Origin of the sequence: Candidatus Protochlamydia naegleriophila, assembly GCF_001499655.1 — a bacterium.
Lineage (GTDB): Bacteria > Chlamydiota > Chlamydiia > Chlamydiales > Parachlamydiaceae > Protochlamydia > Protochlamydia naegleriophila.
Map to the genome: position 1 here is coordinate 64,405 of NZ_LN879503.1, position 21,881 is coordinate 86,285.

Below are 21,881 nucleotides of genomic sequence, written 5' to 3' on the forward strand. Positions count from 1 at the left end.
TTTTTATTCAAACGTATATTAGTTCGTAATAAAAAATTCAAGAATTGCGTATTCTTGGAACATGCCATGGAGCAGAGCTTGGCGCTGCCGTTGCCATCGAAATCAAAGGACGCGCCTTCGCGCCCACTCATGACCATCAAGGCCATGTCGTTGGCCTCATTGATGCCACTACAGGCAAACCTTGCGAAGCCTATCGCTATACCACGTTTGGTGAGGAAACTCTAATCAATGCGCAAGGCGCTATCATTCAAACCTCTGAAGTGGGCAATCCATGGCGCTTTGCAAGCAAGCGGGTCGATCCGGAAACAGGCTGGGTCTACTTCGGCAGACGCTTTTATGATCCAAGCAACGGACGCTGGACAACAACTGATCCCCTCAGTTTTGCCGATGGCCCCAACCTCTATGCCTACTTGCATCACAGTCCCCTTTCTGCCTTTGATGCCTATGGCTTCGTCGGCGAAGCGTACCGCGATGGCTGCAATGCGGCAACCAATCCCAACTATTTTGATGGTATTTCCAATGAATACTCGCCTGTTTTTGGCGATAATGCCGGTAATGATGCATGGGCTAGTGTTCAATGGCAAGAAACAAAAGAGAACCTTTATGCAGCCTTTGCCGGTTGTGTTCATGGTTGTTTCGATTTCCTAACTAGCCATGCTTATCTTTTTCAATCGCTGGCCTTTGCAGCAGGCTGCGATGATTTAGAGTGTTCGTTAGAAGAAAAGATCCAAATCCAGCAAGCTTTCGCGATTTCTCAGAGCAATCAGATAGCAGCAACTGATGCGTTCGTCCAACAAACTATGGGAGTCGATGCTAATAATGCCATCTATCAAGCCTTTCGAAGCGGAACAACGACAACGTTAGAAGTCGCTTCACTAGCAATGGGAGGCTATGGACTCGCCAAACGAGCTGTTGGAGTTGTCAAAGCTGCGCGGCTTGGAATGCTTGAAGCTAAAATGGCAAAAGGCTTAGTTAAACAAGAAGTTAAAGAATCGAAAAAACTAGTATCCGCTTCAAATTCAACTTCTAGCGGGAAATTACCTTCTCATTTAACATCAGATCAACTCTCCGAAGCTGGAAAAGTTATTGATAGAGGCGGGCTGACTAAAGCAGGACGTGCTTTACAAAAACATGCTGATAGGTCTAATAGTGCTTTTACTAAAGCTAAAGGAAGTATTTCACAAGTAAATTTGCAAGGACAAAATATTCTATATAATATTTTGACCCACCCTGATCAAAGGATTAAGTCGGATAGCAACTTAAAATATGGCGATTTTGTAGACATACAAATAAATAACGGTCCTGGAGTTAGATATTCAACTACTGGTAATTTTATTGGATTTAAAGACAACGATTTTAAATATGGAAAATTTTACCTTTGTAATAACTAGCTCCACAGAAAGAGAAAAATTAGCTTATGAAATCTATTATAAAGATGAATTAATTGCAGAAATTACTCAAGAAACTGAGCATCCTCTTTTAGAAATTTACCCCCTAAAAGAAAACAAATGGTGGGCTATTCCTTTAGAAGATTTCCAGCAAGCTCTATCCTACGCAAAAAATCATCTTATCTCTCCTTAGAATTCTGGACTTTTTAAATATAAGGGCTTTGTTATACTCAGCACAATTTTGAATGCGATAAGTCGGTCCAAGTTTGCATGGGTAGTCTTTGCGTTCTATAGTGAGAAGCAGCCTACCCCATGCTTTTTTTATTCGCATACTATTTCAAATTTCACGTCAGAGATATTGCGCAACAAGTCCGATCTTTCAGATAAAAAATTATTGGACCATATTATAGTTAATTGTTTGTTTTAAATATAAAATTTATTTTTTATAATAAATTTAAGGCGACATTGTTTTGAAAATTCAAACTTTAGGGAAATATTCGAGCTGGTTTCGGCTGAAAATAGATGATCAAAAGTCGGAGTAAGCGATGTCTATTACTATTCAAGATCAAAAAAATGATGAATCTCGTGAACTAGTCATTTATCAACCCCATCTTAATTTTTATCTCTTACCTATTCTTAAAATCCCAATCGGAGATCTTTCCTGCTGGAGAAAGATAGCAGATAAAGGATCGACCGAATTCCAATTAAAAGTAGCTTGCTTTTACGAAGAGGTGGGTGATTTTTCCTTTGCGCTCTTTTATTATGGATTGGCTGCTCCAATGGTTAGACATAATAAAAACCACATTGTGATTAGAGGTTTTATTGAGCGTTTGATGGACCGGTCTCTGGAAGAGACGATCAATCATTTAAAGTATGCTAAAACTCAAAACAATCCATTGGCCTATTATGTCTTGGCTCAGTGCTATCTGAGAGGTGTTGGGGTACAGAAATCACTTACGAAAGCCCTTCATCACTATCAACAGGCCGCACATTTTGGCTATCCTTGCGACTTGAAAGTCATTGCTGAGAGTCTGTTGAAGTTACGCATCAAAAAGTTTGTCCTTACTCGTTTCTTGAAGGCATTATTGGTTCAACATGAGAAAGAGCGGGCGTGGCAGCTCAATCAGCTCGCTGAGTTGTTTGAAGATGGATCATTAGGAAATCATCCGGAGGCTGCGCTATATTATCATAAGCTGGCTGCAAGTTTGGGTATGAAATTATCTGTGATTCGATTGGGCGATATCTATCTTCAGGGGCTGTTAGGCGTTGGGAAGAATGAAAATTTAGGTATTCATTATTATCTTTTAGGGAGACATTTAGGGCCTGTCAATTCGATTGCAGGGCAATATGAAAAGTCTGATCCAGAGAAAGCCTTCAAATACTATCAAAAGGCGTTTGAGGTAGAAAAGCAGACTGATTGTTGTTCTAGTTTGATTAAGCTTGGATATTGCTATAGGCATGGGATTGGGGTTGAAAAATCTCTCGAAAAGGCTATCGATTGTTATCGACTTGCTGTAGACCATGGTTACGGATCTGCTTCTTATGAGTTGGGTGAATGTTTTGAAGAGCAAAACAATTTAGATCAGGCTGTCAAATGCTATGAAAAAGGCGTTGAATTGAACAGAAATGGCCATAGTGCATATCGACTTGCTGAGTTGTTTGAGCAAGGGAAAGGAGTTTCTAAATCGTTAGATAAGGCTTTTGAGTATTATAACTTGGCAGCAAGCCATGGAATAGAGAATGCCTATGCTCAAGTGGCTCGTTGTTATTTGAATGGAATAGGAACAGAACAATCACATAAAAATGCTTTTGAGGCTTTCAAAAAGCAGGATAATTATTATGAGGTAGCTCTTTGCTACCTGAAGGGAAGGGGGGTATCTCAATCTTTAGCTAAGGCACAAATTTACTTTTTGCAGTGGGTAAAAAATAGACCATCTCTTTCTTTCTCAAATGACCTCGTTGGCTTGTTAAAAAAAGAATATATTCATCAATTTCGAATAGATTTTAGTTCATGTGTAAGCTGTTCAGTGGGCCAGCAATTTGCTTATATTGCACGTCAAATAAGTGTTCACCTTAATGATACGCCTTTAAAATTAAGACAGATCACTTGGGATGCGGAGAGAATCTGCTTGGAAATAGCTGATGAGTTTGAGGAACTTCAGGCCGATCAATACTATCGATTAGGTGTTCATTATGCTAAGGAGTCGATGTGGGATCGTGCGTTTGAGTATTTCAAAAAAGCAGCAGACCAAGGGGTTATTTCCGCTCAATATCATCTTGGGAGATATTTTCAGTCAGGGACAGGATGCTTGAGATCGCATGAGCAGGCGATTCATTATTTTAAGCTTGCCTCTGACCAAGGATGTCCAAATAGTCTGTATGAACTCGGGACTTATTACGATAAAGGATTTGGAGGGATTGATCGTTCTTATGCCTATGCCTTCGAATACTTCAAGATAGCTGCTGATTCAGGGATTGGTCGGGCCTTATGTGCATTAGGCCTTTATTATGAACTGGGGCGCTATGTTGAAAGATCACTAGAACACGCTTTTGATTATTTTAAGTTAGCTGCCGATCTAGGTTATGACGAAGGCATGTATCATGTGGGTCGGTTTTATCGTTTAGGAAGGGTTTGCAGTGATTCTATTTATTCTTTGGAAGAAGCAATAGGGTATTTTGATTCTGCTATTAAATCGATTTTATCTTGCCCATCTGGTTCGTGGATTGCATCTAAACCATGGCTTAAAGTTTCATTCCTTAAAAATCAGATTAGTCTTTGTAAAAAGCTTCTTTTGAAACAAAAGGAAATTGATCAATCCTGTTCTGTGCTTCCAAGCCATTCAGTGATTTTCCCTGAAGCGAAAAAATTAGACATTTGCCTCTATTTAAAGGATCGAAATCTAACAACACTCAGAAAGGTTCTTAGACGGTCAAAGCATTCTCGTCTGATATTGGAAGGCCACCACCTTTCAGGTGAAGAATTGAATGTCGTTAAAGAAGGGATGATAGAAAACCCAAGGCTGACGTTTGTCTGTCCAGAGGAAGAGGCTGAAAATCTTTACCTCGTTTTTGAAGAAGGTGGCTATTCTAGAGAGGATCTTAAATCCTTACCAGTCGTTGATGGATTAATAGGTATTTTATTTATTGGAGTCAATCACCATATCATCATATCTGAGCAAGTAAAGGCAGCTTCTTATTTCTATTTTGATCTTCAAGACTATAAGAAGGCTTTTTTGCATTTTCATGTTGCTGCATTGATGGGGGATGCGACTTCTCAGTATTTCTTGGGAAGGTGTTATGGCGATGGGCAGGGAGTAGAAAAGTCTGCTGAAAAGTCATTTCATTATTTCAAGTTGGCTGCCGATCAAGGTGATTTGAGTTCTTGCTATAATCTTGGGATTGCTTACCTGCAAGGGAAAGGGACTAAAAGAGATATTCAGCAGGCAATGCTCTATTTAAAGTTTGCCGCAGATCAGGGACATGTCTTTTCTGCCACTCAGTTAGCTTCGATTTATGAGGATGATTTATATATTAAGCATTCTTATGACGAATCATTTAAATATTACTGTTTGGCAGCGCGGGCAGGAGATTTAGACTCTCTTTTCCAGGTGGGGCGTTATTATAAGTGGGGAAGAATGATTCCCAAAGATCTACACAAAGCACTTAGCTGTTTTAGAGAACTAGTACAACGGGGTTATAGGCCTAATACTGTGCAAATTTATATTCAGGAGTGCGAAAAAGAGTTGGCTCAATCTATTTATCAAATATCTAAAGACAAAGATCCTCGTGATGGCTTTTTTAAAGATTGATCTTTATTGAGTTCACTTGTTGGTTGATTGAGAAAAATATTCCTAAGCTAAATTAATACCTAATGGGGTGATGCATATGCATAGGCAACATCAATTTGTTTTTTTACAGAATAAGGCGAGTCAAGAAGACGTTGGTGCTCAATTATTGGTAGCAAAAGAGTATCTATCAGGAAAGCAGATTCAAGCATCTAAACAAATATCTTACGATTATTTTAAGCTTGCTTCTGATCAAGGAAATGCTGAAGCTTCTTATTTTTTGGCTAAAGATGAACAAACAATTAATCCCTGGTCTGAAAAATCTCTTTTTTATTTTGACCGTGCAGCTCATCAGAAACATTTGCAATCTATTTGGTTGCTTTTCGAACATTATCACTACGGAGAATTTTGTCAAGAATTGCAAAAAAAAGCTCTCATCTATCTACGTTTAGGGGCTGAACTTGACCACACTAAATGTCAATACCATTTGGGCGAGTATTATTTACGTGGTTTTGGTGGGTTAACCCCTTCAATTGAAGAAGCCTTCAAATATTTTAAGTTAGCGGCTGAAAAAGGACATGTAGGCGCTTTTAAATCGCTGCAACCTAGAATTCTCCATCCTTCTGCCCAATCTGTCGATATTAGTATTTATGAAGAGACACAAGATCTTTCTGTTTTAAAGCGAACCTTAGAAAGTTGGGGTCATCAACCGATTTTTTTGGAAATACCGGCTTCTCATGGCAAGAAGCTCAAATTGTTTGTGAGGCTATGGTCGAAAATCCTCATTTGACTTTCATGTACCAAGGGATTGAAGAATCTCGACTTTTCCTAGCTTTTGAGTTAGCGGGATATCAGCCTAGCAAAGACCTTTCTTATAAACCTATCGTTAATCCAACAACGGGTCGAGGTACATGGGGATGTGTGTTTATAGCTAACGATCTCAAAGATAGCTCATTGGTAGGAAATGTGTTATTAGAAGATGATCCAAGCCTTATTGAAGAAAACCGCCTGAAGTTGCTTGCAGAGGAAGAAAGGGGAAAAAATAGATTAAAAGCATATGAAATGTACCAGTCATTGACTAAAGAAGAAATTACTTACCCAGAATCTAGAGAAATTGATATCAGCGATTATTTGGACGATCATAATCTTGATACCTTCAAATCTACTCTCCTTTCTGTAGGTGAAAGTCCCATTCACCTTTATATGACTGAAACAAGCTATGAAGAAATTATGATAATTAGGGAAGCGATGATCAAAAACCCAATGTTTTGTATTTTTCTCAGTGATCGGGAGAGTCAATTAGACTTAGAAGAGGCTTTTTATAGGGCGGGCTATCATTTATGTCTTAATAAGCAAAAAGAGGTGAAGGAGGGTAAAAAATTTTTAGGATACCTTTTCATTGGTGAGACGCCTAGAAAAGCATCAATATTTTCTCTTTAACTAAAAAGGACGTGTAATCGTTACACACACGCCTCAGAAAAGGCAGACAATCTATAAGAAATAACGTCACTTCTCTAATTGCTTTTGTGGGAGAACATGGATCTATTAACAGTCCATAGCATTTATTTTTAAATTTGCAACCGTTCCAAATTTAAAATAGTCAAATTATGACGCAGATTGTTTCAATAAGACTCTATGGTCCCTTCATACAAATAATACGAACTGATATTTTAACATCTATCTGTTCTTTTCGCCTTGAGCGAATTAATTTTCCCACGAGAAATTAACTCTAAATATACTCAATCCTACGACTTCGAAGTGAAGTAATGAGAATTTGCTTAAAGCTCCATTAATTTAGATAGTGTGACTTCTAAGAAATCGGCTTTGGAATAGATCTTTGATATTCGACCCCGAGCTTTTTTATACCTTTCCTTGAGTTTTATTGTTTCACTATTTTGATGATCCGCCACAAAATGAACAGGATCTACAATTAATGGCGAATAATGATAATCATCGAACGGCTTGAGTTTCGCGTGGTAAAAGTCATATTCTTCTTTTAAAGAAGAAAACGGTTTTGATGGTTTAGCTATTTGGTAAGGGACTCTTGGCAAGTATTTATTGTTGATGAATTGCCTTACCTTTTCCCTTTGATAGAAGAGTTCAGCATTATGTTTTCCATACCCAAGCAAAATGCCAAGTAAAAGGGGGTTGTGCTTAATTGTTGAGAAAAGGCTTTGCTTTTTTTCTATTTCGCTTAGTAAACCCGTTGGCGTGATATCCTGACATAAATATTCTTTAAATGTTTCTAGATGCATTTGAACGGTATCAATGAATAATTGCTTATTGATAAGAACGATGCTTTTTATATTTTCAGACGAGATTTCTTCGAAAAAAACATAGTGGTTGATTGGAAAGAGGCTCTTATATTTTTCCCATGTTTCCCAATTTTTGCAAAATAGACCGTCCTTGTTGCAACCACTAAGAAAATTTCCAAGAGGTGCAACGGTGAAATGGCCAGAAAATGAAATAGGTTTGACATCGAATAGTGTGTAAATTAAATGGTCTTTATTCATGAGTTCGAATAAAGCTCTTTTCAGAGCTTCTAGATCTTGTGTTGGAATCGTTTTTAATTTTTCACTGATGGGTGATTGTGCATAGGAAATATTATTGAAAAATAAGGTAATAATGACGATCCATAAAACTCTAATACCTTTCACTATTACCTCTTGAATTTAATATTTGTTATCTTCTTGGTTTTCTAGTTCCACAGATACCACAAAAATTTACAGCTTCATAATTTTCATAGCCACAATCGGGATTGGGGCATATCCACGTATCTCCCCAAAAGCCTGCCATAAGGTCCCCTAGAGGAATATATACTCCATTTGCGTCAGTTAATAAGTGGGACACGGGAATAAGTATGCTTCTGAAATTCAAGAAAATGTGGCTTTGAGATACATAAATGGAGCCCGGTTTAATGTAGATCTTATCATCAATGATTTCACCGATATTCGAAAGATCTTTTTCTAATTCATTTATCAAATTTGCTCTCTTCTGATGAAAAGTAATATTATCGGCTAGCAAAGTGGGGCAATGAGAAGAGAGTGCGATTAAAATTAAAAACAGAAATTTTTTGAAAATGTTAGTCATGATTTTTTCCTAAAAATTGAAATGGGTTTGAGAAACTTTTTAGATTCAAAAAGAGGCTTCAGAGGCAAAAACCATTTGCATCTGTTCCGTACTTGTGTTTTAAGGCAAGTACGATTTGGTACTCAATTTTAGAGTTAACTCTGTAGAGTTTTATGCAACTGACCCAAAAGAATGCATCAATAGAAAATGGCAAGGCAATATTTAGCCAGTCTAATGAATCTAACAAAGCTGCTTGTCCAAGAATTTTGAAAATACTCACAACTAGCACGATTGTTTTGCTGAAAATAACCACCAGTAACCACGCAGTGCCTTTCTTTTTATATGCACAATGATAAATTATCCAAGGCCCCGGTGTTACTGCCAAAAATATGATGAGAGGATAGAGAAAGATGTTGAATGTCTGTGAGCGCAGTGTCAACTCCATTAATCCAGTAAGGGTATTGACTACGGTTAGCACGATGGCGAGGCAAAATGATATTAACCAAATTCTCCTGACTCTTTTCTCGTGCTTAGCGTCAATTTGATCTAAAAATGGCTTTATCTCATCGACGGTAAAGGATGGAAGTTTTTGTGCGTAAATGCCATATAAGAGGCTTAACAAGATGAAAAAGGGGAAAATAATGAGAGATGTATGCATGATACCTTTAAGAGTTGAATTTAACTGATTGCATGGATTGATTATTTGTGACTTTCCAGGATTTCAATAGCGTCTTGATTCCCAGCTTTTGCTAATTTAGTTAGTAGATGTTTTGCTTTTTGATAATCTTTGTTGGTTCCAATCCCGTCGATGTAGCATAAGGCTAATTTATACTCTGCTTGCGACATACCCTGTGGAGCGGTTTTTTTTATCCAATAAAACCCTTGCTCACGATCTTGGTCGATTCCCTCTCCTTGCATAAACATCAATCCAAGCAAATATTGACTGGATTCATATCCCCCAATTGCTGATTTCTTGAGCCAATAAGCGCATCTTAAATAGTCCTGAGGAATCGTTTCTCCTCTACCTGTGTAATATAATTGTGATATGAAAAACTGAGCTCTTGCATGATCTTTTTTCGACGCCTTATTGAGCCAATAGAGAGCTTTTTCATAGTCGACTGGCATGTGATCAAAGTGTTCGGTGTGATAGTCGGTATATAACGTACCGAGGAAGAATTGAGCTTCATCTGAGTTGGCTTGCTTCGCAAGAGCAGCTTTTTCAAGCCAGAATTTTGCTTGTTCTAGATCCTTTTCCATAAAGTATAAATAACCTAGAGGAAGCCATGCGATTTTCTCTCCCTTCTCTGCTAGATATTTAGCATCTTCCAATGCTTCATCATGCCGCCCATCCATTATTTTACTCGCAAGGGATCCGCACTTGATGTAGGTCCTTACTTGATATTTTGGGTAAGCATATCCTGAAAATGATGTGCAAAGAAATACGAACAAACATAAGCGGAGAATAAGAGCATACATAAACAGCTTGTCATCCTTTTAAATAGTAAAATAATGCAGAATCGATTAAATACATGGGAATGTATGTGTTTTTATGTTTTTCGTAAACAATAGAATTTTCTTTGAAGAAATGTACGTTGTGGAAAACGTTTCAAAGACCTTGAAGTCAAGATGAGTTTTATTGTTGAGAATTACAATAAAACTTAAATTTTTAAATTTTTAAATTTTTTATTGGATTAGCCACATGTTTAAAAGATTATCATGTTTTTTTTATGTTCTCTTCATTTTGATCTCAACGTTGACATATGCAAATGAACTATCAGAAAGATCAGCTGTTAAAGAAATTGTTGGGAATAAACTCTATTTAAAGCCGACAACAGTGCATATTGCAAATAACGGCATTTTCTTAAATATTCAGGGAGCTTTAATTCGAGTGAATCATCTTGAAGTGGATGATAAAGGGGTTTATATTGATGCATTAAAAGCTGGTGCTGGTGATATTTTCATGGGTGAATGCCCCGTTTGCCACGATATAACAATTTGTGGTGTATGTACCAATGGTGCGTGCCCGACTAAGCACTGGGATTAATTACACAAGTTGAATAGATGTTTAAATATTTTCTTCTCATCCTCGCATTAGTGAGGATGACTTGTTATTCGTTAGAAATTCAGGATATGCCTGAAAAAGATCGTGAGAAGTTAGAGAGATTTTTCAAGCTCCTAATTACGAGAACCACTCTGGGATATACTTTGTGTGGCGATAAACCCTGCTCTATAGAATCCGCTCCTAATCTTTCTAAAATACCTTCCAGATATGCTGTAAATATATTCTTTAAGTATCACGGGTACGCTACGCTTGTTCAGGGAATAGAGGCGTGGAATAGATATGCACATCATTTTCCTTCCACTCGTTTTGTTTTCCGTTATGTGCAAGCCTACAATACCTTAGTACTGATTAATAAGAATGCGGCAAGAAGAGTCATAGAAGAAAACATAGATCTGTTTCAGAAGCTAACGAGTAGCTCTAAATCAGCGGATGAATATCTTGATGAAGTCTGTTTTCCTTTTGATGAGACTAAAGACTATTTAATTAAGCGAAACATTACCCTTTTAGGCATTTTGCTTGGGTATGGTCGAAATAATGCGATGGCTTTCGAACATAAATGTTATTTCCTCAATTTAAAGAGATTCGAGTTGGATAATAGCTATCAACCACTAGGTTCAATTTTAAATCCAGGATTTGTGTGTATTGAGAATGGGACAAACACTAAGGAAAATGAAAAGATTAAAATAACATTGAGGCAGGCTAAACAAAACATCAAAGCTACATTTAGATCTAATCATTACTTTGAAGTAGCTATTACTGAATTTACCGGTAAAAATTTCTGAGTTCTACTTCTTTGATTTGATCGTCAGCGATTACTTGAATTAAAAAATCTTAAGATGTTTAGATCTAAACATCTTAAATGAAATAAAAAGGAATAAAAATGAAGATTGTTTGTTTCGGCTTTTTGCTAATGTGTGCGTTAGGTTTAACAAGTCTTATTGCTAATGAAGGTGATTTTATGGTGATTTGAAATGATCAGGCCTCTTTAAGTTATCAAGATAAGAGTATTTTAGAAGCTATAAAACACCTGGACAAAGCATGCCTTCTTTCTAAATCTATTGAGAATCTTGAGATACAAGAATCTGTATGTGGTCAACTGAGGGCGTGTATAAATTGCTTAAAGAAGGAGCTTTTTGCTGGGAATTATGATAATGCTAAAGCAACATCTCTAACATTATATGAAAATTTAGGAGAAATTCTTGCGGATTTTCAAAATATCCAGTTAAGAGATGACATTTCGCATTGTGTAACTGATATGATGGATGTTTTTGAGGAATAGTCATAGTACCAAGCTTATTATGTGGATTTGCTAGCATTGTAATCTGCCTCAGCTTCTCAGTTTTTCTAGAATAGGTGCCCAGTTTTGGCGCGAAGACTTAGCGCGATTAGCCAGGCACATCAAGTTGCAAGCGTTGATTTTAATAGGAAACATCCAGCTATTCAAGAAACATGGAAGGGTATTAGAAACACTCATGGGACTGCTCAAAAAGGAAAGGAGCCTATTTTAATTGAAGATCTTAGAAGAATGGTTGATGCCATACAGATTGAATCGGGAGGCAAGGAAAGGTTGATAGGGTTTAGGGATAAAGCCTGATTCCGCCGCTTCTATACTTATCGTCATCAAATACCGTATCGCGCTCACTTTTTAAAATTCCGTCTATTTTGATGTTTTGCGCAAGCCAATCATAAAAATGTCGGCGACTATCCCTATGAATGTCTTTATTTTGATTTCGTCCTACATAAACGGATATTTCTTTAGGTGGTTCTATGAGTATGTCTATGTCCTCAGAAAAGCGTTGGATGAGATTGTACCCTTTAGAAAGAGAAGTCCCTCCCTTCATTTGAAAATCCAGACCCTGACTTTGAAGTCCGTACAGACAATGCATTATCCAATAATCCTTAACTATAAGAACAGGGCTGATGGACAATTCATTTGATAAAATCAATATGAGGTCGTTGAAATTTGGGTGATTATGCAAATAGTCGGTCATTGTCTATATTTCCGCGATGGATTTGAGCTCTTTTTTTGCGCGTACTCCACCATATTTTAAAAGCGCATTTTTAAGGTGTTCTTGATTCATTGATTGTGCTTTTGTCTTTACAAGGCTTAAGACCCGTTCTCGATCTTCAGCCAATTGATCGATATGATTTACAAGATCAACCAGTAAAAATTCTTCACAGAGATCTGATGGAAAATGGTGTTTTAAGACAAACCGAAAATCTCGCATTCCAAATTGAAAGACACCATGGCGTTTATGATTGTATACGATAGTTTCATTATAGAGCTGAGTGGTTCCAACTCCTAAGCTGTTATAGGCGTTGGGAGTCATCAGAAGAAATCTATCATCCTTTAGGAAAGCTTTTACAAGTTCATCATCATTTGGAGGAACGGGTCCAAACGGAGATTCTTTCGGACAATAGTACATTCCACCTGATAGCTTAAGTAGAGCTTTTTCTTCTTGAAGCTGATTCAAATGCCGATCAACAGCATTTGACCATTTTTTGATATCTGATCGTCTATAGACTTGCCCAGGATTCAGGTGAGTTCTGATTTCTTGTAATGCTGTCATTTCGTTGTCCTCCTGTAATTTAGTATACCACAATCTCGGAATATTGCAAAAATTTTAATGTAAAAATCATGCAAATGACGATTTGGGGAAATACTGTAATACAATAACATTGTCAATCTGTCATGCGACATTACTTTACATAAATGTTCTAACCTTCGATAATCTTTGTTGGTTCCAATCCCGTCGATGTAGCATAAGGCTAATTTATACTCTGCTTGCGACATACCATGTTGAGCGGCTTTTTTTATCCAATAAAACCCTTGCTCACGATCTTGGTCGATTCCCTCTCCTTGCATAAACATCAATCCAAGCAAATATTGACTGGATTCATATCCCCCAATTGCTGATTTCTTGAGCCAATAAGCGCATCTTAAATAGTCCTGAGGAATCGTTTCTCCTCTACCTGTGTAATATAATTGTGATATGAAAAACTGAGCTCTTGCATGATCTTTTTTCGACGCCTTATTGAGCCAATAGAGAGCTTTTTCATAGTCAACTGGCATGTGATCAAAGTGTTCGGTGTGATAGTCGGTATATAACGTACCGAGGAAGAATTGAGCTTCATCTGAGTTGGCTTGCCCTCCAAGAGCCGCTTTTTCAAGCCAGAATTTTGCTTGTTCTAGATCCTTTCCATAAAGTATAAATAACCTAGAGGAAGCCATGCGATTTTCTCTCCCTTCTCTGCTAGATATTTAGCATCTTCCAATGCTTCATCATGTCGCCCATCCAGTATTTTACTCGCAAGGGATCCGCACTATTTTGAGCTGACCCCTACTTGTCTTCTTGGAATCTCAGGTTGATTCTCAACCTCCTTTACGTCAGTATTTTAATACTAGGGAAACTATAAACGTTGTTTGGGTCGTATCTATCATGAAGGCGAAAGATATAAAAGTGGGAGAGGGTATTGTTGGATTTGATTCCAAAATCTAATGTTATTTCAGACCTATTCTTAAGGGTCTTCACATCCTAAAAGGCATGCTTTTATGAGGGCTTTGTCGATGCCATTAATGAGAAATTCGGAAAAGCACGATGGAATCGTTTTAAATATTATCAGACGTAGTATGTTAAGGCATGCAGCTTAATATCACACGTCTTCGTTTCGTTTATTTCGTTTAGGTTGTATAATTAAATTATGATACCATCTATAATAGCAAGGAGGTATATATGGCCACTCTTTTACAAGAAACCAGCCCCGTTTTACCTAAAGAGCATGATATCAGTTTGGCTAAACAATCTAGCCGTGAACTAGCCGCTATTTTACCAAAAAAAGAAAAGGACCTTTCTATAAAGATAGAGAATAGTGAATCAAGCATTACTCTACCTTTTTCAGTTGTAAAACTGTTGGTTGGGATTCTTTCTGAAATGGCCGAGGGTAATGCTGTTACCCTAATTCCTATTCATGCTGAATTGACAACTCAAGAAGCTGCCAACCTATTGAATGTCTCTCGCCCTTATTTAATTAAGCTATTAAAAAAAGGGGAAATTCCTTTTCACTTTGTCGGTACACATAGACGAGTTTTATTTACTGATCTTAAGGAGTTTAAAGAAAAATCAGATAAAACAAGTCAACAAGCTTTGGAAGAGTTGACTAATCAAGCTCAAGAACTTGATATGGGTTATTAATGTATTCTAATTTCACTGTTATACTTGATGCTTGTGTACTATATCCGGCTCAGATAAGAGATTTACTTCTACAGCTTGCTTCTTGGGGTTTATTTAGAACTCGCTGTACTAGAAAATCGGATCTCATTTAAGAACTGATATTTTGGATTTTAGACGAATTATCTTCGAGTTCTTTTTGGCCAATCATAAAAGGTTTGAATTCGCCTTTTTCCATCACCTTACTTTGTCGCCAAACATAATCGTCTGTCAAATTTATGTGTTCCCAACCAAGTGGAGATAAATGTTTGAGTAGACTCTCATTGATTGTTTAACGATTGTCTTTCAAGTGCTGGATTATTCGCTCTAAATATACAGTGTTCCATAGAACGATTGCAGCTATCACAAGATTAAGATGAGAAGTTCGATAACGCTAGTTTTCGAAGCTGTGATCGCGCATTTCGCCAATTAGATAAACTTCAAACTCAGGTTACTAACACGGTTAAACTATAAGTATGGTAAAACCATGTTACCAGAATTATGTTAACGCTTGTCTTTTTCTTTGTTCTTATCTTCTTCAGATTTGGAAGCATAGCCATCAATAGCGAAGTTAACGCCACCAATCACTAAAGCTTCTCCATAGGTAATGCAAGGTTGAATCTTTAGTAAGACACCAACACCACATAAGAATCCGCCAGCTAGCATCATGGAAATACCAACCGCCAGCTTAACAGGAAGCTCTTTCATTTCTTTGTCGTCTTTATCTTCCTTGTCATGACCATGAGCTGCTAGATAAGAGAATTCAAAATCCTCAAAGGTCATACCAGGAGGAGAGTCTTGAATGTACGCGGCCATGCACATAGCGCGCTGATGAGCTTTCTTCTCTTTTTTCTTGATGTACTTCCTAACAGCTTGAATGTCTTTATTAGGAATCTTGTTGCCAGCTTGTTTTTTAAGCTCTTTTTCAGCTTTGTCAAGCTCTTGGTCAATATTGATTTTAACACCTGAGTACGCTTCAGTCTCCACTTTGATTTCAAAAACGGTATCCAATAACTTAGTGACGTCTTGTCTGTCTTTGTACTTCCAGGCTTTGTCGACCAAGTCTTTCATCTTCAAAGCAAAGGTAATATCATTCATCCCAATATTAATTTGTGCGTAAGCGGGGGAAGGGTTTACGACGGCCAGCGAAAAAGTAACAAGTACACTAGATAGAAGTAGCTTGTTAAAAGTAGCAGACTTATAAAGGCTAACCATAATGCAGCTCGCTTTGTTGTTTTGTTGGGTTTAATTCCTATCTTTTCTAAAAATGCAAAAACCTGCCTATGTAAAGATGACGAGAACAACAAAGCTATCGCTATAATGATAGCCGTATTAGTAAAGTGAAGCATAAACGACTCTTGCTGAATTTTTATAAACAGAAAGCTTATAACGAAGCCAACTTAAATTTTAAATAAGAAGTTGTAGGTTCAGGAAAAATAAATGAATTATTTATAGGACAGAAAAAAAGAAAGATGAAGGAGTGGTGTTAGGCAAGATGCCGCCAACCCTTAACTCAATTGGAGATTTTCCAGGGAGTTTCAACAAAAGGGGCAAAATAGTTGCAATACTGATGAGTATGGAAGGGCCTGAGGGTTGGTAGGATATGATGCAATGTCCAAATCGGCTTCAGCTCACCTTTTATTACAAAACATGGCATTTTCCATCTTTAATGTACTTATACAAAGTGGGTTTGGAAATTTCCACCATCCGGCAAATTTGACCTATAGAATGTTTCTTTTCATCGTACAGCTTTATTGCTAAGGCCATTTTGTCAGCGTTCAGTGATTTAGGTCGACCTCCATTACGCCCCCTTGCTCTGGCTGCCTGTAAACCGGCTTGTGTTCTTTCACGAATGAGGTTGCGTTCGAATTCAGCCAGCGCGCCAAAAAAATGAAAAATGAGTTTTCCTGAGCTTGAAGACGTATCAATCGACTCGTGGATGCTCTTCAGCCCTATCCCTTTTTCATCTAAAAGATTAACCATTTCAATCAGATCTTTTAGGGATCTACTGAGTCGATCCAGACGCCACACAACGAGAGTGTCCCCCTCTCTTGCATAATCAAATGCCTTCTGTAGTCCAGGTCTTTGATCCTTTGCTCCGCTCAGGTGATCTTCAAGGATACGCTCACACCCAATTTTGGTGAGTGCATCTTTTTGGAGATCCAAATTTTGATCATCTGTTGAAACTCTTGCATATCCAATTAGCATTTCGGTGCCACATTTTAGTTAAAAAATAGGTTTCTTTACTCTCTTCAATCTAGGAAGGCGAGCGATCTGAAAATAGCAAAATGCGCAGTTAAAAAAATGTCCGTTTTCTTTACTCGTCTGGAAGGCATTATGGAAATTTCTAAATTTTGCATCGAGATTTATGAGTAGCATCCATGAAACTGCCTACCCTCAATTTAAACCAAATTTAACAGATCAAGAACTGGATGAGATCTACACCCCGTCTCAAGAAGAGTTGAAATTTATTCACGAGCAGGGGAATAGCCAAATAGAGAAACTTTCGCTTCTAGTGCTGCTCAAGACTGGCCAAAGGCTAGGCTATTTCATTCCACCTTCCGATGTCTTTTCTAATATCACTGCTCACATTGCAAAGTGTTGTCACCTAAACATTGAAAATAGGCAACTTCGTGAATTAGAGCAAACTGGGGCTCGACACCGTCTCCGCGATTTAGCCAGGAGCTATCTAAAACTGAAAACGTTTGACGAAGAGTGCAAAGCGACAGACAGAGTCAATGGCACAAACTCAAAAAAGAACCTAAGAAGCCCACCAATAAAGAAGCCAGGTCTTATCTCAACCACCTCTCTTGGTTAAAGGAGTGGGTTAGTCTTCTCCCAGACGTCAGCCACATTCCTGTTGGGATATGGCGGCAACTTGTTTTTGAAGCCAGAGCGCTGTTTGAAGAAGATCAAACCGGAGAAGCGCTATACCTTGATTTTATTTGAGCCAAAGGGCCCTGGATGACGCCGTAACTATCTTATTGCGCAAGGTGAGCTCACTACACAATAGGGCAGATCGGGACTCAAACAGTACCATCTTGAGCATACAAAAAAATTGAAGGCCTTATCAGCCAGTTTAGGGATGTCCTACATGCCTATCGAGAGGGAGAAAGCGACCTTGAGCGAATAACAAGAATTTCTGCATCTCTTCGGGGCGATCCGGAACGTTTGGTTACGGAATGCGATGAACACATGGCCTATTCTGGAAATAATTATATTCCCTTTATGTTGGGTTCTTATCGCTCTCAGAGGCTAATGTTGTTAAATTTTGTAGATTTGCTGAATATTCAATCCTCATCGAACGACACCTCAATTATTGAAGCTATAAGGGATTTTGCCCTCTATAACCGAAAAAATGCACTCACAAATAATTATCAATGAGCTTACTAGTTATATTCCATAGTCAAATGGCGATTTGGCCATTTTCGTCAGAATTCCGGCCAACCCTCAAGTAGATTGAAAAAGACAGCACGTTTTTAGCCTCTCCCTTGTTTAGTCCAGCCTTAACGCGACGGCGTAATTCAACATTTTGTAACCAAGCCAGATTAAAAATAGTGCGTTCAATCCGCCCGATTTCTCTTAATGTCATTGATAAGCCATTCTGATGTGGGTAACTTCCGAGTTGGCTGTAACAGTCCCTTGTTTAATGGAAGCTGCTAGACACAGAATTTCATCCCAAGGACTCTTGATGTGTTTTACATTGATAGCATCACCTATCATAGTATTATCGGAGACTGTTTAGCTTCTTTCAATGAAGCAGATTTTTCTGTGGGTAATAAATATTCTTCAAAATCTTTAAACTGACGCGATCCATGCATACAAAGATTGCCTGAACGTAATGCATTTTTAAGTTCTGATAAGACACATAACTCATAAAAACATCGATCTATTCCATCATCTGAAAAGAAAAATTTTCTCCCAACGCTTGGATACAAAGCCTGTAGGTATGTCTTTTGGGGCTTTACGTGATTGGTTGGCATTCCTTGCCTTAATGATTTCCTACCGCAAGATAAACGTTGGCAAATAATTGGGAGGTTGCATTTCCTAGAGGAATTCCCACACTCCCAGAAGGGCCGCTATTAACTTGAAAGCTATCAATGATTGTATCGATAATTTTTAACGCTTTTTCACCTGCGATATTTTTCGAAGGAGAGTTTTGAGAATCTTGTGATTAACTGTATCGAAAAAACGTTTAATGTCTATTTTGAGAGCATAACAGAGCTGGTTTTTTTCTGATCATGCGATGCAGAATTGTGACTTCAAATTCTGAGCTGACCCCCTAGAGACCGATTTTTGATGCTGGATTATCTCTCCAAAGATCTCTAGAACGAATATATTTCTTTAACGTGTCAGACCTTTTGTGTCCCGTTTGTTTCATAATGGCATATTCCTATGTCAGTAAATAATAGGTTTGCGTGATGTAATTACATTAGATGGTTATCTAGGCTAGTGTAAGGAACGCGGCCAGGAACCAGAAAAACTTTTCTCAGGGAATATTCATTTACGATTAAAACCTGATTTACATGCAAAACTTGCTACTGATGCAAAATACCGTGGAATCGGTCTTAATCACTATATTAATCAAACTCTACAACAAGCTGTTGGCTAGTTAAGTTTAACAGGCTGGAATTTAAAGTAGGCAATGTCAATCCAACAACCATTCTAAACTTTATTGCTGGCATTATCAGCCATATTTTCCTTGTCACAGCTTGCAGTCCAGTGACTTTCATGACATCGCTAAAACCATGCAATTTTAGATAGTCACATTAAGCCTTTGCAAAGCTTCGAGCGTTGCGCTAGAATATAATCTTCAAATTGCTCACAATACTTTCAGAAAGTTAAACGAAAAATTAATAGATGGCGACGGTCGAAACTATCTTTGCCAAGGTCTTGATAGTTGGGTTCTTATGCTTAAACGCTTGATAGGCTGTAGATCTAGCTACGTTTGCTTCTTTAAAAAGCGCAACTTTATTATGTTCATCCATGTAAATCTCAAGTAATTCCACCACGCCCTCAGGATCATTATTAATAAGACATTCCATGATAGCAGAACCTATGAACTCTTTGCTTAAATATTTTTCAGGTTCGAATTCACTTATTTTACCCCCTTTTTTAATTCTCAACTTCTCCCCCTTTTTCAACGTAGTATGTGAAGAGGTTTTTTGCCTCTTTAATGTCTTTGTCTTGTCCATTTTTGTTACCCCCATATAGAAGAAGTAAATAAATAGAGCCTACTTTTCCATAATAAACACGCTTGCCATCATCCCAACGTAATTCAAAAATGCAGTTCTTTGTTATACCTTTATCGTATTCAGAAACATTCTTAAAATCTCCAAAATAGCCACTTTCTTTAATATTTTTGATTCTTTTAGAAATGACGGCTTTGGTCTTCAAGGATTGTTTGTCGAACCATTCTTTATATTTATCTGTTTGGACTACTTCATACCTATTCATAGCCTTATTGTACTATATATTGTACATTTATAACAAGCTGACTGTATTATAAAATAGATAGAGTCATTCACCTCAAAAAATATTAGCGAATTAACTGATTCGTGTATGAAGCGCAAATGTTCCTAAGATTAGGTTTTTCTAAGCCTCAATGAAAGAACTCACTTTTTTTCTAGTAAAATCAATTTGAATAAGAGTCAGAAATACAACTAGAGCCCTATTTTAGATGCAGGATTATCTCTCCAAAGATCTCTTGAGCGAATATATTTCTTTAAAGTGTCGGATCTTTTGTGCCCCGTTTGCTTCATAATGGCATATTCCTGAACGCCAGCCATTGCAGCAGAGGTAGCAAAGCCTGATCTCAAACTATGTCCAGACATGCCAGTTGCTATTTCCTTTGTTGCTGCATACTTTTTAACTATAATGGCAACAGCATGAGAGCTCATTGCTTTCGTTGATTTTTGACCATGTCTATTAATGGGCATAAAAAGAGGGCCTTCCAGAAGGCATCCTACATTAATCCAATCTTGCAAAGCCCGAACAGGGCAAGTGGTTGGATTGGATCCATAAGGAATCGCAATTTCTCTTCCTTCCCCTTGTTGATCAGTCTTAGATCGCTTTAAATAGATAATATAACCATCTCTAACAAGCTTCAAGTCACATAATTGAAGGCTTACAAGCTCTGATCTACGAAAAGCCCCCGCAAAACCAAGCAGAAGCAAAGCTCTATCTCTGAATCCTATTAATCTACTCTCGCCTTCTGTTTCAAGTTGAATGCTGTCAATCATTCGTCTTAAGTCTTCAATTAAAATGGGCTCTTTTCCTTTTTGAGCTGTTCCATGAGTATTCTTGATTCCCTTCCAAGTTTCTTGAATTGAAGGATGCTTCCTATTAAAATCAAGCCCAGCAACTTTATGCGCCTGACTTATCGCGCTTAGTCTACGAGCTAATGTCGATGTTTTTAAAGGACTTCTTTGATTTTCATTACTGTCTATATAATCTTGAGAAGCTCTATCTGCTAAATAACAAGCAACAGTACATGGATCAGCTGGTAATGTACTCAAGCCTCTAGCTTGACACCAGAAGCTAAAGTCTTTCCAATCCGAACCATAACTTTTTACCGTATTTTTAGAGCGTGAATTTTTAGCATAGTCGTTAGCTAATTTAGAGGCATAAATCAGCGACTCTAAAATTTCATTGCCATTAACAATACCATTCTCTTCAAGAAAAACTTTATCCAAAGAATTCATGGCTTACCTTCAACTGTTTTCGATCCAATAAAATTTGCCAGTTTTTTCCATTTTTCAAAAATCTTACTTCCAATTTCTAACGTTCGATAAGAACACATTATCGAACGTTAGAATAACATTTTAGCATTATTAATGCAAAGTATATATATTTATAAAAAGGTAAAACTTTTAAACACCTATAACCGCTTACTAAATTTGTCAATAAATAGGTAAGTCAATATTTACTTCTATACATTTATGAATTTTTACACTAACATAGATATGTAGATATAGAGGTAATACATCAAAACATTAAAGAGGTATGAGTGAGCAATGGAAGAACAGTCAGAAGATAATTTAGGCTCAAAGAAGAAAAGCTATGTAAAAAATAAATTTACTACGTACTTAAACGAAGAAGCTGAGAATGCTTTGACTGAGCTTTATATCCATCGTTTAAGGAAGAATAGAATTGATAGAAGAACCGCACGTTCACAAATTGTTTGTGAAGCGCTCATCGAATTGTACAAAAAAGAATGTGGAGAAAATGGGCTGTGTTGAATAAATGACCTTAAGTCATTGAAGATCATTAAAATATATTACAAATTATCAATGACTTTCAACACAGCGTCTCGACACATGCTTATTTGGGTTCTGAATATCGGAAAAAATTGAGATAGTCTCAAAAG

Annotated in this window: 24 protein-coding genes and 4 pseudogenes; 13 read left to right on the plus strand and 15 right to left on the minus strand. The window is 37.5% G+C overall.

All coding sequences use genetic code 11. The annotated features are described in order from the left end of the window. Positions 1 to 44: 44 nt before the first annotated feature. From PNK_RS12515 to PNK_RS12535, 5 genes are all read left to right on the plus strand, one after another. Positions 45 to 1,391, plus strand: a complete 1,347-nt coding sequence (locus tag PNK_RS12515; protein ID WP_059062545.1) for an RHS repeat domain-containing protein — start codon at positions 45 to 47, stop codon at positions 1,389 to 1,391. Next, a complete protein-coding gene (locus PNK_RS12520; RefSeq protein WP_059062547.1) occupies positions 1,363 to 1,581 on the plus strand; it encodes a hypothetical protein in 219 nt (72 codons plus the stop codon). Before PNK_RS12515 ends, PNK_RS12520 begins: the two co-directional genes overlap by 29 nt. A gap of 352 nt (positions 1,582 to 1,933) precedes the next feature. Further along, positions 1,934 to 5,197 carry a tetratricopeptide repeat protein gene (locus PNK_RS12525; RefSeq protein WP_059062548.1) on the plus strand — a complete coding sequence of 1,088 codons (3,264 nt, stop codon included), beginning with the start codon at positions 1,934 to 1,936 and terminating at the stop codon, positions 5,195 to 5,197. A 76-nt stretch (positions 5,198 to 5,273) separates the two neighbouring features. Further along, positions 5,274 to 5,963, plus strand: coding sequence for a tetratricopeptide repeat protein (locus PNK_RS12530; RefSeq protein ID WP_059062551.1), 690 nt, complete (start codon positions 5,274 to 5,276; stop codon positions 5,961 to 5,963). After that, the gene (locus tag PNK_RS12535) at positions 5,942 to 6,613 is read left to right on the plus strand and encodes a hypothetical protein (protein ID WP_059062552.1); all 672 of its coding nucleotides are present in this window, start codon (positions 5,942 to 5,944) and stop codon (positions 6,611 to 6,613) included. Before PNK_RS12530 ends, PNK_RS12535 begins: the two co-directional genes overlap by 22 nt. Positions 6,614 to 6,951: 338 nt before the next feature. On the opposite strand, the gene PNK_RS12540 is transcribed toward PNK_RS12535, so the two are convergent. The 4 genes from PNK_RS12540 to PNK_RS12555 are packed head-to-tail and all read right to left on the minus strand — an operon-like array spanning position 6,952 to position 9,595. Further along, positions 6,952 to 7,830 carry a hypothetical protein gene (locus PNK_RS12540; RefSeq protein ID WP_059062554.1) on the minus strand — a complete coding sequence of 293 codons (879 nt, stop codon included), beginning with the start codon at positions 7,828 to 7,830 and terminating at the stop codon, positions 6,952 to 6,954. A 25-nt stretch (positions 7,831 to 7,855) separates the two neighbouring features. Next, positions 7,856 to 8,263 (minus strand): hypothetical protein, encoded by a 408-nt coding sequence (locus PNK_RS12545; protein ID WP_059062556.1) that lies wholly within the window; start codon positions 8,261 to 8,263, stop codon positions 7,856 to 7,858. A gap of 58 nt (positions 8,264 to 8,321) precedes the next feature. Beyond that, on the minus strand, positions 8,322 to 8,900 hold the full coding sequence (locus tag PNK_RS12550) for a hypothetical protein (RefSeq protein WP_059062558.1): 579 nt from the start codon (positions 8,898 to 8,900) through the stop codon (positions 8,322 to 8,324). A 41-nt stretch (positions 8,901 to 8,941) separates the two neighbouring features. Further along, on the minus strand, positions 8,942 to 9,595 hold the full coding sequence (locus tag PNK_RS12555) for a tetratricopeptide repeat protein (RefSeq protein WP_059062560.1): 654 nt from the start codon (positions 9,593 to 9,595) through the stop codon (positions 8,942 to 8,944). Between the two features lie 346 nt (positions 9,596 to 9,941). Between PNK_RS12555 and PNK_RS12560 the strand changes: the two genes are divergently transcribed. From PNK_RS12560 to PNK_RS12570, 3 genes are all read left to right on the plus strand, one after another. Beyond that, positions 9,942 to 10,286: a hypothetical protein gene (locus PNK_RS12560; RefSeq protein ID WP_059062562.1), complete on the plus strand. Its 345-nt coding sequence runs from the start codon at positions 9,942 to 9,944 to the stop codon at positions 10,284 to 10,286. Between the two features lie 86 nt (positions 10,287 to 10,372). Continuing rightward, the gene (locus PNK_RS12565) at positions 10,373 to 11,086 is read left to right on the plus strand and encodes a hypothetical protein (protein WP_158021835.1); all 714 of its coding nucleotides are present in this window, start codon (positions 10,373 to 10,375) and stop codon (positions 11,084 to 11,086) included. Between the two features lie 581 nt (positions 11,087 to 11,667). Further along, positions 11,668 to 11,898, plus strand: coding sequence for a hypothetical protein (locus PNK_RS12570; RefSeq protein ID WP_059062566.1), 231 nt, complete (start codon positions 11,668 to 11,670; stop codon positions 11,896 to 11,898). Here PNK_RS12570 and PNK_RS12575 read toward each other — a convergent pair. From PNK_RS12575 to PNK_RS12585, 3 genes are all read right to left on the minus strand, one after another. Beyond that, positions 11,882 to 12,190 (minus strand): nucleotidyl transferase AbiEii/AbiGii toxin family protein, encoded by a 309-nt coding sequence (locus PNK_RS12575; protein ID WP_231909316.1) that lies wholly within the window; start codon positions 12,188 to 12,190, stop codon positions 11,882 to 11,884. The two genes, PNK_RS12570 and PNK_RS12575, sit on opposite strands and share 17 nt — an antisense overlap. 108 nt (positions 12,191 to 12,298) lie before the next feature. Beyond that, positions 12,299 to 12,874 carry a hypothetical protein gene (locus PNK_RS12580; protein ID WP_059062570.1) on the minus strand — a complete coding sequence of 192 codons (576 nt, stop codon included), beginning with the start codon at positions 12,872 to 12,874 and terminating at the stop codon, positions 12,299 to 12,301. Continuing rightward, positions 12,871 to 13,536: a tetratricopeptide repeat protein gene (locus tag PNK_RS12585; protein WP_059062572.1), complete on the minus strand. Its 666-nt coding sequence runs from the start codon at positions 13,534 to 13,536 to the stop codon at positions 12,871 to 12,873. The genes PNK_RS12580 and PNK_RS12585 overlap by 4 nt, the downstream gene beginning before the upstream one ends. A gap of 502 nt (positions 13,537 to 14,038) precedes the next feature. On the opposite strand from PNK_RS12585, the gene PNK_RS12590 reads away from it, so the two are divergent. Together PNK_RS12590 and PNK_RS14080 are read left to right on the plus strand one after the other, a co-directional pair. Beyond that, positions 14,039 to 14,497 (plus strand): helix-turn-helix domain-containing protein, encoded by a 459-nt coding sequence (locus PNK_RS12590; protein ID WP_059062575.1) that lies wholly within the window; start codon positions 14,039 to 14,041, stop codon positions 14,495 to 14,497. Then, positions 14,497 to 14,607: pseudogene (locus PNK_RS14080) on the plus strand (PIN domain-containing protein); the annotation flags it as partial. The gene PNK_RS12590 and the pseudogene PNK_RS14080, both read left to right, overlap by 1 nt. Positions 14,608 to 14,624: 17 nt before the next feature. Here the strand turns inward: PNK_RS14080 and PNK_RS13555 are convergent. The 3 genes and pseudogenes from PNK_RS13555 to PNK_RS12600 all read right to left on the minus strand — a co-directional run. Then, a pseudogene (locus PNK_RS13555) lies at positions 14,625 to 14,942 on the minus strand (Tn3 family transposase); the annotation flags it as partial. Between the two features lie 74 nt (positions 14,943 to 15,016). Next, positions 15,017 to 15,727 (minus strand): hypothetical protein, encoded by a 711-nt coding sequence (locus PNK_RS12595; RefSeq protein ID WP_059062578.1) that lies wholly within the window; start codon positions 15,725 to 15,727, stop codon positions 15,017 to 15,019. Between the two features lie 426 nt (positions 15,728 to 16,153). Continuing rightward, positions 16,154 to 16,720, minus strand: coding sequence for a recombinase family protein (locus tag PNK_RS12600; protein WP_059062580.1), 567 nt, complete (start codon positions 16,718 to 16,720; stop codon positions 16,154 to 16,156). Between the two features lie 160 nt (positions 16,721 to 16,880). Here PNK_RS12600 and PNK_RS12605 point away from each other — a divergent pair, with 160 nt between their 5' ends. Further along, positions 16,881 to 17,330 (plus strand): DUF4158 domain-containing protein, encoded by a 450-nt coding sequence (locus tag PNK_RS12605; RefSeq protein ID WP_059062581.1) that lies wholly within the window; start codon positions 16,881 to 16,883, stop codon positions 17,328 to 17,330. 606 nt (positions 17,331 to 17,936) lie between these two features. Here PNK_RS12605 and PNK_RS12610 read toward each other — a convergent pair. Together PNK_RS12610 and PNK_RS12615 are read right to left on the minus strand one after the other, a co-directional pair. Next, a pseudogene (locus PNK_RS12610) lies at positions 17,937 to 18,235 on the minus strand (Tn3 family transposase); the annotation flags it as partial. Further along, positions 18,232 to 18,495 (minus strand): hypothetical protein, encoded by a 264-nt coding sequence (locus PNK_RS12615; protein ID WP_059062583.1) that lies wholly within the window; start codon positions 18,493 to 18,495, stop codon positions 18,232 to 18,234. The gene PNK_RS12615 and the pseudogene PNK_RS12610, both read right to left, overlap by 4 nt. Before the next feature lie 482 nt (positions 18,496 to 18,977). Between PNK_RS12615 and PNK_RS13820 the strand changes: the two are divergent. Beyond that, positions 18,978 to 19,124: pseudogene (locus PNK_RS13820) on the plus strand (toxin-antitoxin system HicB family antitoxin); the annotation flags it as partial. Between the two features lie 241 nt (positions 19,125 to 19,365). Here PNK_RS13820 and PNK_RS12620 read toward each other — a convergent pair. From PNK_RS12620 to PNK_RS12630, 3 genes are all read right to left on the minus strand, one after another. After that, entirely contained in the window at positions 19,366 to 19,638 is a 273-nt protein-coding gene (locus PNK_RS12620; protein WP_059062585.1) for a hypothetical protein, read from the minus strand. Beyond that, positions 19,628 to 19,969 (minus strand): type II toxin-antitoxin system RelE/ParE family toxin, encoded by a 342-nt coding sequence (locus PNK_RS12625; protein WP_059062587.1) that lies wholly within the window; start codon positions 19,967 to 19,969, stop codon positions 19,628 to 19,630. Before PNK_RS12625 ends, PNK_RS12620 begins: the two co-directional genes overlap by 11 nt. A gap of 206 nt (positions 19,970 to 20,175) precedes the next feature. Next, positions 20,176 to 21,216: a site-specific integrase gene (locus PNK_RS12630; RefSeq protein ID WP_079992974.1), complete on the minus strand. Its 1,041-nt coding sequence runs from the start codon at positions 21,214 to 21,216 to the stop codon at positions 20,176 to 20,178. Positions 21,217 to 21,528: 312 nt separating this feature from the next. On the opposite strand from PNK_RS12630, the gene PNK_RS12635 reads away from it, so the two are divergent. Then, positions 21,529 to 21,753 (plus strand): hypothetical protein, encoded by a 225-nt coding sequence (locus tag PNK_RS12635; RefSeq protein WP_059062588.1) that lies wholly within the window; start codon positions 21,529 to 21,531, stop codon positions 21,751 to 21,753. Positions 21,754 to 21,881: the final 128 nt, after the last annotated feature.

What these genes read in the sequence shown, in the direction of transcription:
- PNK_RS12520 (WP_059062547.1), top strand. Translation starts at nt 1,363, where the DNA reads ATGGAAAATTTTACCTTTGTAATAACTAGCTCCACAGAAAGAGAAAAA.
- PNK_RS12525 (WP_059062548.1), top strand. Translation starts at nt 1,934, where the DNA reads ATGTCTATTACTATTCAAGATCAAAAAAATGATGAATCTCGTGAACTA.
- PNK_RS12530 (WP_059062551.1), top strand. Translation starts at nt 5,274, where the DNA reads ATGCATAGGCAACATCAATTTGTTTTTTTACAGAATAAGGCGAGTCAA.
- PNK_RS12535 (WP_059062552.1), top strand. Translation starts at nt 5,942, where the DNA reads ATGGTCGAAAATCCTCATTTGACTTTCATGTACCAAGGGATTGAAGAA.
- PNK_RS12545 (WP_059062556.1), bottom strand. Translation starts at nt 8,263, where the DNA reads ATGACTAACATTTTCAAAAAATTTCTGTTTTTAATTTTAATCGCACTC.
- PNK_RS12550 (WP_059062558.1), bottom strand. Translation starts at nt 8,900, where the DNA reads ATGCATACATCTCTCATTATTTTCCCCTTTTTCATCTTGTTAAGCCTC.
- PNK_RS12555 (WP_059062560.1), bottom strand. Translation starts at nt 9,595, where the DNA reads ATGGATGGGCGGCATGATGAAGCATTGGAAGATGCTAAATATCTAGCA.
- PNK_RS12560 (WP_059062562.1), top strand. Translation starts at nt 9,942, where the DNA reads ATGTTTAAAAGATTATCATGTTTTTTTTATGTTCTCTTCATTTTGATC.
- PNK_RS12565 (WP_158021835.1), top strand. Translation starts at nt 10,373, where the DNA reads ATGCCTGAAAAAGATCGTGAGAAGTTAGAGAGATTTTTCAAGCTCCTA.
- PNK_RS12575 (WP_231909316.1), bottom strand. Translation starts at nt 12,190, where the DNA reads ATGCATTGTCTGTACGGACTTCAAAGTCAGGGTCTGGATTTTCAAATG.
- PNK_RS12580 (WP_059062570.1), bottom strand. Translation starts at nt 12,874, where the DNA reads ATGACAGCATTACAAGAAATCAGAACTCACCTGAATCCTGGGCAAGTC.
- PNK_RS12585 (WP_059062572.1), bottom strand. Translation starts at nt 13,536, where the DNA reads ATGGCTTCCTCTAGGTTATTTATACTTTATGGAAAGGATCTAGAACAA.
- PNK_RS12590 (WP_059062575.1), top strand. Translation starts at nt 14,039, where the DNA reads ATGGCCACTCTTTTACAAGAAACCAGCCCCGTTTTACCTAAAGAGCAT.
- PNK_RS12595 (WP_059062578.1), bottom strand. Translation starts at nt 15,727, where the DNA reads ATGGTTAGCCTTTATAAGTCTGCTACTTTTAACAAGCTACTTCTATCT.
- PNK_RS12600 (WP_059062580.1), bottom strand. Translation starts at nt 16,720, where the DNA reads ATGCTAATTGGATATGCAAGAGTTTCAACAGATGATCAAAATTTGGAT.
- PNK_RS12605 (WP_059062581.1), top strand. Translation starts at nt 16,881, where the DNA reads ATGAGTAGCATCCATGAAACTGCCTACCCTCAATTTAAACCAAATTTA.
- PNK_RS12615 (WP_059062583.1), bottom strand. Translation starts at nt 18,495, where the DNA reads ATGCCAACCAATCACGTAAAGCCCCAAAAGACATACCTACAGGCTTTG.
- PNK_RS12625 (WP_059062587.1), bottom strand. Translation starts at nt 19,969, where the DNA reads ATGAATAGGTATGAAGTAGTCCAAACAGATAAATATAAAGAATGGTTC.
- PNK_RS12630 (WP_079992974.1), bottom strand. Translation starts at nt 21,216, where the DNA reads ATGAATTCTTTGGATAAAGTTTTTCTTGAAGAGAATGGTATTGTTAAT.
- PNK_RS12635 (WP_059062588.1), top strand. Translation starts at nt 21,529, where the DNA reads ATGGAAGAACAGTCAGAAGATAATTTAGGCTCAAAGAAGAAAAGCTAT.